The organism is Bifidobacterium bohemicum DSM 22767, from assembly GCF_000741525.1.
Lineage (GTDB): Bacteria > Actinomycetota > Actinomycetes > Actinomycetales > Bifidobacteriaceae > Bifidobacterium > Bifidobacterium bohemicum.
Genome location: NZ_JGYP01000002.1, coordinates 596,911 through 611,695, shown reverse-complemented (window position 1 = coordinate 611,695; position 14,785 = coordinate 596,911). Strand labels below are relative to the sequence as shown.

Below are 14,785 nucleotides of genomic sequence, written 5' to 3'. Positions count from 1 at the left end.
ACTCAAGGGGTGCTATCCTATTCTATTGATGGAACTATTGTGATGAAATTTTGCAGGGGGTCAAATGGGCCGCGGACGTCAGAAGGCGAAACAGCAGAAAATAGCCCGTAAGCTAAAGTATTTGACAACCGATACCAATTACGATGAGCTTGCCAAAGAGCTGAGTGCCCGAGATTCTGGCATCGGATCACCTGATTCCTTCGGCGATGTCGAGCTGGAGCAGGGCGAGGAGGCAACGTCGTTTGCCGCGCGGACTGCCGCTTCCGCTTCGGTTGATGATGATTTGGACGATTACGCCAAGTGGGCCGCCGAGGCTGCGGCCAAGGCGACGAGCGCCGAGGGGGCATCGGCCAAAAGTGTCAGACCCAAGCCCCATAAGCCGATTCACATGCCCGTCCCCAGCGTTTTGCATCGTCCGCAATCCAAGAAGGACTGAGTTTTGGCGCGTTGTCGCGTCTGAATCGATGGGAAGGGCGACCGTGTTCCTGTCGGCATGCCCGCACGGGCGTTGCTGCGATTGCGTGTTCGAGCGTACTCTGCCGTGATTGTGTTCGCGTACGACAGTCCAATCAGGCCGATTCAGCCTATTCTAACGGCAGGAGGGCACTCAAATCGTCCCGCTCCCCAATCGCGGTGATATGCCCTGCCGCCTTTTCCTCCACCCAAGTGGTCAGCCCGCAAGCCATGCGCAACCACACGTCCGGCTCCAGCTCGATGACGTCAGGTGGTGTGAGGTTATGCGGATCCGAAGCCGGGCCGTCGAGGATTTTGACGGCGCTCCACGGCGCCACCCGCACCTCCACGCCCGGTCCCGGCGCCTTGTTTTCCAACAGATACAGCGAGTACCGCACCGCCATCGCCCATGTGGAGCGAGACAGAGCCGCCGGCGAGAACGTCAGTCGCGCCTCCAACGGTTCGTTGCAGTGCGCCGATGCCGCTTCGCGCCATGCGTCGAACGCCCGCATCCCCTTGCTGATGTCTTGTTCCCTGATTGCCGCCATGCTGCCATTATATAGAAGCCGGGCCAACCTGCATGTTCGTTCTACGCCACAACATATCCGCCTCGTAGCACGCAAGCCGACTCCGTCAGTACAACGAAATCCGAAGAGCGGGTTGCGACACTCAAGCCACTTCTGAACATTCCAACGCCGCGGTCACTGCCCAACGTTCAGAAGCTGATTGCCGAAGGAGACACGAACGCTTATCAGACCCGTTGGAGTCAAACACGATATCGCACATCAAAAAGACCCGCGCCGAACCCGACGCAGGCCAAATAAGATATTGAAGGAAAATCAAGCGATTTCGGGCGTAACGGCAACGTCCCCATCGTTAGGCGCATCCTTTTCAAGACCCAAATCAACCGGTGAGGAGCTGTTCTCCCAAGGCTCCTCCCACGGGTCGTAGTCGGGGTTGCGCTGCTTGTAGACGTACAAGCACGCGACCGCCGCAAGCAACCCACCGAACAGTAATGCAAAGAACTTCCAACCGTTAGAAGATTTGTTCTCCATGACGGCTCCTTTCTGAAGTAGGTGTTGACTTGCGCGTCAAAGTCAACCTTACTCCTATCGTAGTCGATGATTTGTGACAATTGAGTGCAAAGCGTAAAACCCACTCACCCAATTTTCTCCCACAATAAACCCCACGCGCCTTACCGTCCACCAAAACGCACCTCGATCCTGACGCAAACGTCTCAACATATTGTGCCGATGAGGGACTAAAGTAAAACAATGATCAATTTCCGAGGTTATCTCAACGACTGGTGGCATGCACTGCGACATCACTGGCGCGTGGGCGACTCCGTGGTGACATGGGTGATTGTTGCGCTATGCACGGTGATCTGGCTGGTCGAGGTCATCCTCCGAAACCTGTCGCCTCTCGCTTTCAGCTGGCTGATCACGAACGGTGCATTCATGCCGGCGCTCGCCGTCGCAAAACCGTGGACGTGGCTTACTTCGATGTTCCTCCATGCGCCGAATTTCACCCACGTCCTGTTCAACATGCTCACGCTCATCGTCATCGGCCCGTTCATGGAAGGCTTGATGGGGCACTGGTGTTTTCTGGCACTGTACCTAATGTGCGGACTGGGTGGAGCCGACGGACTGATGGTATACAGCGCTCTGACCAATGACTGGTTCATCTCGGCATATGGAGCTTCGGATGCGCTGTTCGGCCTGTTCGCGGCAGTGCTGATTGTGGGCCGGCACACCACCGGCATGGACGTGCGAGGCATGGCTGTATGCATCGCCATCAATTTCGCGATGCCGCTGGTCATCCCCAATATCGCATGGCAATCGCATGTGGGCGGATTCGTGGTCGGTTTGGTGTACACCTGGCTTCTGCTTGACGGAGTACCGGCGTTGCGGCGGCGCTCGCTGCCTGTGCGGATTGCGGTTTACGGCGTCCCGATGGCCCTGCTGCTGGTTGGGCTGGCGCTGATGCCGTTCGCCTCGGGCGGCGGGCTCATTGCTGGACTTGGTCACTAGCTTTTCGGGCTTACTTGACTAGGTGAGTCTGCGCCCGTGTCGGCACGTGTCGGTTGGTTCGCACTATCTGATCGACGTGCGAGCCAACCGTCGTTTTGCTTCACTATATGTCGTTTCGTCTGCGGCAGCTGTGGGTTTGTGCGGTTGGAACACCGTTTAGGATTTGTCCGCGGTGGTCGGGTTCCTGCGTGCGAGACCGGAGCTGTATCGGTGCAGCCGCAGGCTTGTGTCACGCCGCCCGATTCTGGCGCAGCACGGACTCGACCAGGCTGGAGTACAGGTCGGGTAGGTCGTAGCCGGCGGCGACGGCGGCCTCAGGTAGCATGGAAGTGGCCGTCATGCCGGGCGCGACGTTCGACTCGAGGAACTGTGGGGTGCCGGACTCATCCACGATGAAGTCGGTGCGTGAAATGTCGCGCAGACTCAAGGTTTCGTGTGCCGCAAGCGCCGCGTTCTGCGCTGCCTCAAGCACTTCGGATGGCAGTCGCGCCGGTACGTAGAAGTCGGCCGGACCGGGGTTGGTGCGTGCCTCGAAGTCGTAGGAGCCGTCCGGCGTAGTGACTTCCAGCGGCGGCAGCACCAGCGGCTCGCCGTCGATGTCGAGCACGGAAACCGAGATCTCCGTGCCGGTCACGGCCTGCTCCACCAGCGCCACGTCGCCGTATGCGAAGCAGTCCACCATCGCCTGTGGCAACTGATCCGCGCGATCCACGCGCGAACAGCCCATCGCGGAACCGCCACGGGTCGGCTTGACGAACAGCGGTAGCTTCAGCGCCGAAACCAGAAGGTCCACGACCTTCTTGGCGCCCAGCTCCCGGAAGGTCGATTCCGGCAGTGTCACTGAATGGGGCGTCGAAAGCCCGCCGAGCTTACGCACCACGTTTTTGGCGATGGGTTTGCTCCACGCCGTGCGCGAGGCTTTGGCGCGCGATCCGATATACGGCAGTCCCTCCATTTCGAGGATGTCGCGGATCGAACCGTCCTCGCCGTTGGCCCCATGCAACAGTGGCCAGACGATGTCGGGGCGAGTCTTGGGGTCGGCCAGATACGGCAACAGGTCGCTGTCCATATCGTGGAACCGAACCGTCCATCCAGCGTCCTCGAGGTGGCCGCCGACTCGATGTCCGCTGGCTAGGGAGACGTCGCGCTCGTGGCTCATGCCTCCGCAGATAATCAGCAGTGTGGTGTCCGCACGGCTGGTGGTGCCCTGCCGCGTGGCCTTTGTCGCGCCATTGCCTGCTTTGGTGTGCCTTGCCATGATATCGCTCCCTCTCAATTGCCGGATCAGGTGATTGTATGATTCCGTCATTGTTGAATCGTCATATTGATTGAATTATATAAAACGTAGCATCGGGTTGGTGGTCGTTGTGTTCGGTTGCAGAACCTTGCCGGTGCCGCCTCGCCGTCACCTGAACCGTAGCCGCCTCGGCTGTTTGGGATCCCAGGACGCATTACGATACTTCGCGTTTTCGTAACGTTTTGCCTCGAACGTGCGGTATTGGAATATCGTCCTAAACGGGTTGGGCTCAGATGGATGGTCTCGATGCGAGTCTTCTCAACTCGCAGTGCCGTCATTCCCTCGTGCCGTCATCGCCGCTTGATCCCCTGTTTGGTTCGCTCGTCGGGTGATGTGCCGAACAAGCGCGCCGTTCTCAGCTCATTGTTCATCACTGACGCCAGCCGTTCGATACCGATGCGGATGTTCTCCGGGGTCGGGTAGCAGAACGACAGACGCATGTGGTGCGTGCCGCGCCCGTCGAGGTAGAAGCCGGTGCCGGCCACGTAGGCGACTTTCGCGGTAATCGCGCGGGGCAGCATCTCCTTGGAGTTGAGGCCCTCCGGGATTTGCAGCCAGATATAGAAGCCGCCCTTGGGCTTGTTCCAAGAGCAATACGGCAGGAACTCCCTCAGCGCGGCGTCCATGGTATCGCAGCGTTCCTTGTACATGCCGCGGTACTGGCTGATCTGCTGCTTCCAGTCGAAGTTGTCAAGGTAGGTGGTGATGGTCATTTGGCTCATGTTCGGCGGGCACAGAATCGATGCCTCGTTCGCCAGGATCAGCTTCTTGCGGATGCCGGTGGGCGCGACCATCCACGCGATGCGCATGCCGGGCGCGATGATTTTCGAGAAGCTGGACAGGTAGACCACGTTCTCGGCGTCCATCGAACGCAGGGCGGGGTAGGTCTGTCCGTCAAAACCGAGCAGTCCGTACGGGTTGTCCTCCACTACGAGCACATGGTGCCTGCGCGCGATCTCAAGGATGCGCGGACGGCGCTCCACGCTCATCGTCACGCCTGCCGGGTTATGGAAGTTAGGCACGGTATACAGGAATTTGACTTTTTTCCCGGCCTTATTGGCCGCAATGATGGTCTCCTCAAACGATTCCGGAATCAGGCCGTTCTCGTCCGTGGCCGCATTCACCACCTCGACCTGGAACGACTGAAACACCCCGAGCGCACCCACGTAATTCGGTGCCTCGGCGATCACCACGTCGCCCGGGTCGCACATGATGCGGGTGATCAGGTCCAGGGCGTTCTGGGAACCGTTGGAGATCACCACGTCGTCGGGCTGTACGTCCTTGATGCCCTCAAGCGCCATGATTTGGAGCACATCCTCGCGCAGATGCGGGTCCCCTTGGGCTGAGCCGTACTGCCAGGCCACGTCACCCTTGTCACGCATCATTTTGGCGATCAGGTCCGAAAGCTCGTCGAACGGCATGTACTCAAGGTAGGGCATGCCGCCAGCCAGCGAGACCACGTCCGGCCTAGACGCGACGGAAAAAAGCGCCCGGATCTCGGAGGCACGCATGTTGTCGGCACGGGCCGCGTACGAATCCATCCACGGGTCGCTTTTGATGACCTTCGACCGGGCGATTGCACCGGCGTTGTTTCGGGCTGCTGAACCCGCGGCGTGCGCCCCTTTTCGCGTGTTTTCGGCGGCCGGTGAACCTGTGCGCGCCGTCGGCTTGGAAGGTGTATTTTCGGATACTGACATACGTGTCCTTTCTTTGCGCTCGTCCCGACCGGTTGCGCGTTTGATCCCGAAGAAGATATACGGAGACATTCTAGTCGGATTATGTTGTTTCGTTCACCTTAGATGCTGAACGAGCACTGCTTCGTCACGGTTGGTGCAAATTATGCGTTAACCGGAATTCCTGTGTTGTCGCCGTACGTGCAGCCATCCCGTCCGCCGCCCAGTGCCGCCGCCACGGTTGGGTCAGGCGTGGCATGCATTGCGTGAGTGTGCCGCCTCACCCCACCAGCTTGCCGCGCACGTCGGATTCGATGTAAGTGCTGAGGTAACTTGGGAACCAGCCTTCCGGAGCCAGTCCCGTGTCGTAAAGATGTAGGTAACCGCCGTGCCAGATCCCCGTCGTCCATCGTTGGCGGGGGTGGGATTGCCGACTGTTTCTGCGCTGCCGGTTGCGCTGCCGGTTGTCTCGTCGGTGTCTGCGGTGCATTCTAGCGGCTGTTTTTCAGCATGGCTGAATGATTCTGCCGAAAAGGGGCCAATTAGCGCTTCCAAATGGTCCTTTTTCGGCATGTTCAACCGTTTCTGCCGAAAAGAGGTCAGATAAAGCCCGGCTATCCGCCGATTCGTACGATGTTGTTCGGGTCGTTCTTGTCCTGCCACGTGACGTTCTGTTTTACGTTGGCGAACGCGTTGTTGCCGGTCGTTAGGCAAGCGACGACCGACTTAGATTCATCCGCTATTGGCGGCCGCTGGTACATTCCCGCGTCTCGGCGCCGAGTCAGTACAGCTGCACCTTGTCGATGTAGAGCTGGTTGCCCGGCAACGAGTCCATCGGCACCCAGAGCATGTAGTCCTGTGTCTTGGACTGCTGTTTGAATTTGACGTCCGTCGTGCCATTTGCGTCGAAGGTGAACTCCACGAGTTCCTGCCCTTGCGTCGGATCTTTGGTGGTGCCGGCGATCAGGTGGCCCTTCCCGCCGGAAGACCGGGCATGAATGACAAAACGGTACGCGCTTTCCGGTTGCTGAAGATGAATATAATACGCCAAACCCGATTGACCTGATGGGTTTTCGAGGAACTCCTGCTTGTCGATCGCAAACGGGGTGGTGTTGGCGGGAATCGCCGGGGCGGGTACACGACCGGCGTTTTTCGTGGCACTTACCGCGCGCTTCCTGCCCTTTGAACCGGATTGCCCGTCAGCGTTGGAGGCCGTCTGGCCGGAAGGACTATTTGGACTGCTTGGATTGCCCGGATTCTTTGATTGATCAGGTGCCGTTTCGCCGCCGTTGCCCTGATCTCCGAACGGGACGTCGTTGAGGTTCATGTTCGGCCAGGGGTTCGAACTGGTCTGCTTGTATTCAGCGGTACCGTGGCTCTTGCCCAAAGCGTAGAACGCCGTGCATGCCGCCGTGATGATAAGCAGTGCCACAATCACGATGGCGACCACTTTAGTCGTGAGTTTGCCCAGGATCGGGGTGTCGGCAATGCTTTCGTCGTCCTCCGATTCCTCGCGTTGTGCCGTGTTGTGCGCGTTTTGCTGCGGTATGAAGCTGGGGGGTAGCGCCGCAGCAGGGGCATCCGCCTGAGCCTGCTCCTCGGCGGCGAGTGCGCGAGCGGACTCTTGGCCGGGTTCGATCACTTCGCCGTCACTGTCAAACAGAGGAATACGGCTGGTGGCTTCGAGTCCGTGTGACTGACCCCCGGATACGTCGGGTGCGCCGTGCATGGTCGTGGAGAAATCGAAATGCATCGTTTCATTGGCGGAAGAGCCCGGTACCTGGTTGAATTCACCGAACAAGTCATTGTCCGCTAAAGGGTCCAGCGGTTTGAACGCGCCTGCGACCTCGGCGGCCGTCAGGTCATGCAGGTCGGGCGAAGGCAGTTCAGAGGCGAAAGGCCGGCCGGGAACCGGTGCGTCTTCCGATCTCGGACTTGCGTCTCGGTGATGGTTCCACCATTTATGGTGCCGACTCTGTGCGGAAGGTGTGCCGGAGCCGGATGGTGCGGGAAGCTCATCGGGCGTAGAGGCCTCTGTTTTGTTCGGTCCTGACGTTGTTGTGTGCTCGGTTTGCCCTGGGGACGACTGTTGCAATGCTCGGAATTGCAGCTGGTTCTGAAACAGGGCATTCGGGAAGTCGAGGACGTCCTTCGGCTTAGGAGTACGTAACGCCGCGGAGACGATGGAGGCCTGTCCGTCTGCGGTTGGGCGGGTCAGATCTTCAGCGGGCAGATCCGTCATTGGTGTCCAATCGCCCAGTAACGCCAAGAATTCATTCAGGGAGATGATGGGCATTTTTTTCTGCCCGTGGTTGTCGTCGCTCCGCTTGCCGTTGTTCGTCGGCTTAATTTCCCCGCTTGGGGTCAGTCCACGTCCGCAAATACTCAGGAATTCCTCAGGTGTTCGTTCGTCCATCGCCGATAGGTCGATGCCGTTGATTGCCGAGCTCGGCCGACCGGTGACCATCGCATACAGCAACAGGGACAACTGGCGCACGACCGTTTGCTCCGCGTTCAGCTTGCGGGGCTGAGGTATCTGAGGCTTCTGTGCGAGCAGAGCGTTCACCGGGGCGTCGGCGATTTGGACGCCTTTTGAAGTGATACGTACTACATCGGTATTCAGACAGTTGAGTGTCAGGTCGTCTTCGAGCAGAGTCTGCGCGGCTTGGGCGCACTCTCCCACGATGGAACGCATGGCGTTGTGGCTCAACGTGTGATGGGAATCGTCGCTCAAATAGCTGCTCAACGTATCGCCGCCATCCAGTTGCGTAATGAGTACGGGCACTCGGTCGACGTAGTGCATCTGTATGATTCGGGTGAATCGGGAATTGCGTGAAAGCGCCAGGGATGAGGCGATTGCCTCGACGCTGGAGAACGCCGTTTCGTCGGTTACGACAAATAGCTGGCAATCCCGCGCAAGAATCCTGTCGTTGGCTTTCCAGACCTCGATGCCTGCGGCGCTACGTAGCTGCGACACCAATGTGTAACGATTGATGGCGATGTCTCCCAGCTGTGGCCTCATGATACCCCGATTGTCGATTTCGGCTAAACGCAATTCAGTGCGCGGATACTGGATCCGCCTTATTCATTCTAACCGGCTCTGGGAGAACCTGGATAGGTTTTGTGGCAAAGTTTTGTGTCGGTTTTTTGACGCGGTTATGATTGTTCGCTGTTTTGCGCCCGATGGCGGTGTCTGGCAATGTGGGGCGATTCGACCGGCTCGCGGTGGCGCCTCGTGCCGGCCGGATCGTCGGGAATCCAGCTGATGTCGCCTCGAACGTGCGTTTGCTCGGGCAACGGACCCATCGGTTGCACTGCGGCCGCGGTAGGGTCTGCTTCGGCGAACAGTGATCGTGGGGTGGCATTTACGGGAACGGGCGACTCCTTGGGTTCCAAGGGCAGCGCAAACACTGGGGAGCCGGATTCCATGCGGCTTACGCCATCGGTAATGTCGGCGGCGCTCATGGCGCTTGAGGCGCTCGTGCCCCTTGAGTCACCTGTGTGGCTTTTGCCATCGGGAACGCTGGAGGAGGCGTCGTCTCCGAGAACAAGCCCGCTCAAGCCCGGACTGAAAGTATCGGCAGGGTAGGCAGTGCCGACGGTGTGGCTGTCGTCCGCCACGTTCCCTTGTCCTGGAACGCCTTGGTTCACGTTCCGGTCCGTATGGGAATCGGGGCCACCGGAAGTGTCGTCACTTTGGGAATCATACGGTACAAACGGGGTAAGGGTCGGTGGTGTGAGGTTTTCGGGTAGTTCAAAATCATTGAGAGTCTCGTACCATAGGGCGTTGCCGGCGGATTCGGCGTGATGCGAAGCGTCGTGTGCGATGCTGCCCTGCTTCGATTCGTTCGGCGCGCTCGGATTCTCGGCGCGATCGTCGCACCGATGACGGCCCTGTTCGGTTTCGCCGAAAGGCCGACCGGGCGTGGCGTTGAAATCCAAGTGTCCAGATGTTTCGGGGGCCTCGGGTGTCGGGGTCTGCGAACGTATGGTGCGCGTGGCGCTTTTCGTCGCCAGCGGCTTGTCGGATTGCTTGTCCGCATCCGATTCGACCGTTGGGATGACTTCCGAAGCGTTCGTCTTGTTTCGCCCAAACCGTGCAGCCAAGCCACGTACCGCGGAGTCCAGTTCACGTGTGCGCAACGCCCAAAGCACCGTCACATACAGCGCCAAAATCGCCGCACCCAGCACCACGCAGATGCCCACGGCCTGCATCCAGCTCATGTGTCCGCCGTGATGACCATGCCCGGCTTCGAGGCTTGCTCCGAACAACCGATATACGGGGTGTCGGAGGAGCAGACCACCGACGGTCGAAACAAGCGAGGCCGCGATGGCTTTGACGAACGTGGCGCTGACCTGCCGGCCGTCAAGCCGGCCGTCGAAGCGTTTGACGATCTGCCATAGCAACACAGGGAATGTCACCACATACCCTGCTGACATCGTCGCCCCAAGCAGCGTGGCCCAGTTTGCCGGTGAAAACATCAACGTGCCAGGTAGCAGTAGCACTATCTCTGAGCCTGTGACCAGCACTGTGAAGATGAAGGGGCGGCAACCATCCTCAAAGGCGTAGAATGTGCGTTGCACGATGAGGGTAACGGCCGCCACGGGCAACCCGAATGCAAGCGTGGTCAGCGGTCCCGAAATCAATATGGCCTCGGAGATGTTCACGGAAGGCAGCAGCGCGCGAGTGATGGGTACCGGAATCACGAGGAAGGCGACGGTGAAGAAGCACATGAGCAGCCAGGAGTTTCGCATCGCATCGCTGAGTGTTCGCCGCGCATCGTCGATGTCGTCCACCGAGATGGCCTGCGAGATTTTGGGGAAAACCGCAGTCGCTATCGATACGGCGATGAGGGAATAGGGCAGGATGTAAATGGTGTAGGCGTTTTGGAAGCTGGCGTTGCCGGCCACGTCGAACTCGCTCAGATGCAGCATGCGCATGGCGGCGTCCGGAACGCTGGTCATGACGCGTTGGTTGACGATGGTCTGCAACTGGTCGATGACCACGATGCCAAGGCTCCAGGCCGCCACGGGACCCATCATGCGTAGACCGATGCCGCGCAGCCCCCAACTCGGCCTGTAATGCAGTCCGGTGCGAGCGAGGGGAGCGAACAGCACCAGAGCCTGGAAGGCCACGCCGAGCGTCCAGGTGCCGGCTGTCAGCGCAAGTTTGCCGGTCGTCCAATACTCCAGTGGCTGGCGGTCCGCGCGTCCGAACAGCGCGATGAAGGCCGCGAAACCTGCGCAACTGATCAGGTTGGCGCCCACCGAGCTCCATGCGTAGGCTCCGAAATGGTCCTTGGCCGCGAGGATCTGCCCGACCACGGTGTAAAGGCCGTAGAAAAATATCTGCGGCACGCACCACAGCGCGAACGCCGTGGAAAGCGCGAACATATCGCTGTCGCCGTTGACGTACAGGCGTGTCAGAAGGGGTGTGAATGCCGCCACCACGACCGTAACGGCCAAAAGCATGGCGATTGCAAAGGTGATGAGCTTGTTGAGCCTGTCTTCGGCATCCTCGTTTTCGAGGGTGCGCACGATTTGCGGCACGAGCACCGCGTTGAAGATGCCGCCGGCGACAAGCGTGAAGATGACCTGTGGAATCTGCGAGCCGGCCTGGTAGGCGTTCGCGGCCAGCCCGGTCGTGCCCACTGCCGCAGCCAGAAGAATCGTACGTATCTGACCGGTGATACGGGACGCCGCCGTGCCTGCGGCCATGACGAGCGAATTATGACGCACTGACGAACTCATTGATCCGGGTCCTTCTTAATGTGGAACTGGCGCCAAAGCCCCAGAACGCCGAAAAGCAGCGAGACGCCGATGAACGCGAGGCCGCTCTTGTCGCTTAGGCGCATGGCGCAGGTGATATGTGTGGTCTGTGGCGACCCGAACGCTGATCTGTTGCGGTCCAGCAGGTTGAGGTGCGCGTCTGTGGAGCCGGAAGTTGAGGCGCGGATGGTGAAGGTGGTCTGCGTCTCGCTTTTCGCCGGTATCGTGACGGTCTGGAGGCGGGAAGTCACGATTTCCATGGAGTCGGTGATTGAGGAGACCTTCACTTGTACGGGATAAGGGTGGTTGTTGCGGATGGTGACAGGCATCGTGGCGGATTCGCTCACAATGGTGATGGGTTCCGAAGGGGTGATCGACACGCCGCCCACAAGCTGCGATGCAACGCTCACGGCACTGGATGTCATGCGATCGCCCAGAAGGGCACCGGTGGCTCCCGCCCCGACATCGCCTGATGGCGGGTCGCTGACGTTGCTGTTGATGGACAGCGCGTTCAGACCAATCGCGTCATGCAACATGAGGATTTCATGAATCCATGAAGCGCCGTTCTTTGAACGTTTCGCGGTATCTCGCGCGTCCTGCCGCGCCAACGATTGCGCGTCGCCGGAGTCGTTGGCGGTGTTTGAGCTTCTGGGATGGCCCATGCCGTGGCCGTCCGTTTTGGCGCCTGTGGCGCCTTTTGGGCCGTTTTCTGTGGGTTTGGAGAGTATCGAGTTTTCGAATCGAGCGATGTCGTTCCGGCTTGCGGACAGTCTGGTCAAATCCCGTTGTAGGCGGCCGCGGTTCTGACTGCTTAGCGCACCGGAGGACGGCAACAGCCGTTGTGCCCGTTCGTCGGTAAGATGCTCTGCGGTCTGGCTGGCATTCAGGGTTTTCAGATCGCTTTGCCTGAGCCATGGCGCCTGTTCCACCGCGTGCATGAGCGCGTCGGCGTCTTGCGCTCCGGAAGCGGTGCCGGCCGAGGTTCCCAAGCATACCAGAATATTGCGTGCCGTGTAGGGCCGTTCCATCTGGTAGAAGGCCGTCTGGGCCATGAACCGGGCGAGTCGTCCGGCGTCGCTGGTCTCGCCTTCGGCGGATTTTGCGGTGCTGTGGCCTTGTGCCAGCTCGGTCAGCACGCTCTGGGCGGCTAGAAGCGTTACGTCGCCTGAGGGGGTCGGAATAAGGTATTTCGCGGTCTGGGTCGTGTCCGTGTTGCCTTCGTCCACCGTGCCCTGCGCGATGACCGTTCCGTACCCCTGACTGCGTGCCGCCGCAAGGGCCGCAACGGTCCATTTCGTGTCGCCTTGCCAGGCATAGGCGGCCGCCCCCTGTTTGGCCTCTCCGAGCGCATTGCGCCATTGATCCTGCGCGCCGGCCTCGTTCCAGAGCCCCGGTGTTATGCCGGCACTGCGATAGGCCGCGTCGTCGCCCAACGCCGAGTATGAGGTGATGTCGAACGCGCCGGGCTGCATGATGCCGCTTGACTGAGGCGGAATCTTAAGGCGCATGGCATATGCGGGATCGATGACGACTTGAAGCTTGGTGTGTTTGGCAATCAGCTGTTCCACGCTTTTCGGCAGTCTGTCTGTCGGTTTGAGCGTGGTTTTGGCCGCATCGCTTTGTCCGTCGCCGTTCGTCCCGTTGGCGGACTGCGCGGCCGTAGGGGTCAGTGCCAGACGTTCCAAGTCGGTCTGATCGGTTTCGTGCGTTGTTCCACCGGGGTTTTGGCCGGTTTTCGATGCGCTCGTTGCGCCGGGAGCCGTGCCCTGCGCGTTGGGTTTGCCGTTCGCTCCGTTGGCGGACGTGTCGTGTGCGGTGTCCGTCGATTTTGATTCGTCGTCGCCGGATGTGAGATATTTTGTTACCGTATCCGGGTCGACGTTCCATGTGCTGGTCGTCAGCGGCATGGCGATTGTTATGTCCATCGGGGGGGTGTCGGCCGTGGGGATTCCGTCTCCGGAACGGGTCATGAAGGTTCGGATCGCGCTTATGGGCTCATGGTCCGCCCCGTCCTGCCCGGCGAGGTACGTCACGAGCACCGGCTTGGGGCCCCAGCTGAGTATCGAAGCCAAAGTCGGATTGTCGGCCGGCGTGTCGACGCTCGCTTCGACCTTGGAGTCGGGTCCGATTGCTGGGACGTCCGCCTCGCCGAGTTTGTTGGTCGTGGGAATCGCCGTGTCGCCTTCCGCCCAATCCTGCAAATCCGTGCGGGAGGCAAAATTGTAATGCTGGTTGGTGGACACCTGAAGCTTGCCTGCCGGAAGGCTTTCGCCGGTGTGATTGGTGATGGACAGTTTGATATGGTACCCGGAACTTGCCGTGACCACAGGCGTCGATTCGGTGATGACGACCGTCGCCGGAGCCTTGCTTTCGGATTTCTGCGTAACGGCCATGCCCTGATTTTGCGGCCACCCTGCAACCTGGCCCTGCGGTTCGGTGGCGTTTGCCGTGGTCGCGCCGAACATCAGGGATAATGGCAGGACAAGCGATGCAAGCAGTGCGCTGACCGCTGGGATTACATGCTTCGGTGGTTTTGCCGTCTCGTTGGCACGTGCGTCGTATCGGGGTTGATCCGGGTCGTCCGCGGGCCTAACCGGACCGTTCGTGGTTCGAAAGAAATCGTGTGCGATTTCGAAAGTGCCGATCGCGTGCATGGTGTTTCCGATTCCGAGACGAGAATGTGTGATAGCTTTGCTCACTCGTTACCCCGCTTGTTCTGCTTTCGGGCCCACAGCCATGCGATCTTACGCTCGTTAGGGTAACTCAGCACGCTTTCGAGATCGTCGAAATTCACCCAAATGGCATCCTCCGCCTCATGATCCGGGTCCCCCTCGACGGTCAGTTCGCCGCCGATTCTGCGCAGTGCGAAATGATGGACGAGTTTGTGGACCCGCTGTGAGGTGCCGGTGAACCAGTAATCGATCGTCGCGATTGAGTCGACTATTTCTCCGAGGATCCCGGTCTCCTCATGCACTTCGCGCACGGCCGTTTGCTCCGGGGTCTCGCCCTTTTCGATGTGGCCTTTCGGCAGGCACCACTCAAGATGGCCATTGCGTGAGTGCCGCGCGATCAAAGCCACTCTGCCGTGCTCGTCGAAAATCAGGCCGCCCGCCGAGTACTCCCGTTCGACCGGGAGCTCCTGGGCGTCAAGGGTTGCGAACTTGGACGGGGATTCCGTGTTGCGATGGTGCGGCATGATTTTAGGGGTGGGCGCGCCGTCCGAATAGGCGGAATGCTTGGATGGCTGCCCATTTTCGTGGGTCTCAAGGGGGTGCGACGTCTGCTCGTGAGCGTCGCGTGAGACTTCGGTGATTACGGCCCGTGCCGCGATGCCGTCGTCGGAATCGACGCATTGGGCATAACCGTCGAGCAGGTCGGCCTCGGTCAGCTGTCGGCAATCGCCCCGCGCGTTCCGTCGAATCCTGTTCGACTCCGAGGTGTAAAGCGGTTGGCCGGGTGTGGGGCCATTTTGGGTATGCTCGCCTGAGGCGTTGGCCATCATGTGGGCCAGGTCTGCGGGCGTGATCATACCTCCACCTTACTCAAGAGGGTGTGCAGGTCGG

10 protein-coding genes are annotated in these 14,785 nt (G+C 59.8%); 2 read left to right on the top strand and 8 right to left on the bottom strand.

Features of this window, described 5'->3' with window-relative positions; genetic code table 11:
* Positions 1 to 64: 64 nt before the first annotated feature.
* Entirely contained in the window at positions 65 to 436 is a 372-nt protein-coding gene (locus tag BBOH_RS04775; protein WP_033522277.1) for a DUF3073 domain-containing protein, read from the top strand.
* A 148-nt stretch (positions 437 to 584) separates the two neighbouring features.
* On the opposite strand, the gene BBOH_RS04770 is transcribed toward BBOH_RS04775, so the two are convergent.
* Both BBOH_RS04770 and BBOH_RS04765 read right to left on the bottom strand, forming a co-directional pair.
* Positions 585 to 1,001 (bottom strand): sterol carrier family protein, encoded by a 417-nt coding sequence (locus tag BBOH_RS04770; RefSeq protein ID WP_033522279.1) that lies wholly within the window; start codon positions 999 to 1,001, stop codon positions 585 to 587.
* Between the two features lie 291 nt (positions 1,002 to 1,292).
* Positions 1,293 to 1,508 (bottom strand): hypothetical protein, encoded by a 216-nt coding sequence (locus BBOH_RS04765; protein ID WP_033522281.1) that lies wholly within the window; start codon positions 1,506 to 1,508, stop codon positions 1,293 to 1,295.
* 219 nt (positions 1,509 to 1,727) lie between these two features.
* Here BBOH_RS04765 and BBOH_RS04760 point away from each other — a divergent pair, with 219 nt between their 5' ends.
* Positions 1,728 to 2,483, top strand: coding sequence for a rhomboid family intramembrane serine protease (locus BBOH_RS04760; protein WP_044098136.1), 756 nt, complete (start codon positions 1,728 to 1,730; stop codon positions 2,481 to 2,483).
* A gap of 229 nt (positions 2,484 to 2,712) precedes the next feature.
* Here BBOH_RS04760 and BBOH_RS04755 read toward each other — a convergent pair whose 3' ends face one another.
* The 6 genes from BBOH_RS04755 to BBOH_RS09405 all read right to left on the bottom strand — a co-directional run bounded on the left by BBOH_RS04755 (position 2,713) and on the right by BBOH_RS09405 (position 14,751).
* Positions 2,713 to 3,741, bottom strand: a complete 1,029-nt coding sequence (locus BBOH_RS04755) for a D-alanine--D-alanine ligase family protein (protein WP_074428597.1) — start codon at positions 3,739 to 3,741, stop codon at positions 2,713 to 2,715.
* Positions 3,742 to 4,070: 329 nt separating this feature from the next.
* Positions 4,071 to 5,477 (bottom strand): aminotransferase-like domain-containing protein, encoded by a 1,407-nt coding sequence (locus tag BBOH_RS04750; RefSeq protein ID WP_081930367.1) that lies wholly within the window; start codon positions 5,475 to 5,477, stop codon positions 4,071 to 4,073.
* A 757-nt stretch (positions 5,478 to 6,234) separates the two neighbouring features.
* Positions 6,235 to 8,475, bottom strand: coding sequence for a protein kinase family protein (locus tag BBOH_RS04745; protein WP_143242491.1), 2,241 nt, complete (start codon positions 8,473 to 8,475; stop codon positions 6,235 to 6,237).
* A gap of 134 nt (positions 8,476 to 8,609) precedes the next feature.
* Entirely contained in the window at positions 8,610 to 11,204 is a 2,595-nt protein-coding gene (gene murJ, locus BBOH_RS04740) for a murein biosynthesis integral membrane protein MurJ (protein WP_074428594.1), read from the bottom strand.
* Positions 11,201 to 13,921, bottom strand: a complete 2,721-nt coding sequence (locus BBOH_RS04735; RefSeq protein ID WP_143242490.1) for a DUF6049 family protein — start codon at positions 13,919 to 13,921, stop codon at positions 11,201 to 11,203. Before BBOH_RS04735 ends, murJ begins: the two co-directional genes overlap by 4 nt.
* Positions 13,918 to 14,751, bottom strand: coding sequence for an NUDIX hydrolase (locus BBOH_RS09405; RefSeq protein WP_179855863.1), 834 nt, complete (start codon positions 14,749 to 14,751; stop codon positions 13,918 to 13,920). The genes BBOH_RS04735 and BBOH_RS09405 overlap by 4 nt, the downstream gene beginning before the upstream one ends.
* Positions 14,752 to 14,785: the final 34 nt, after the last annotated feature.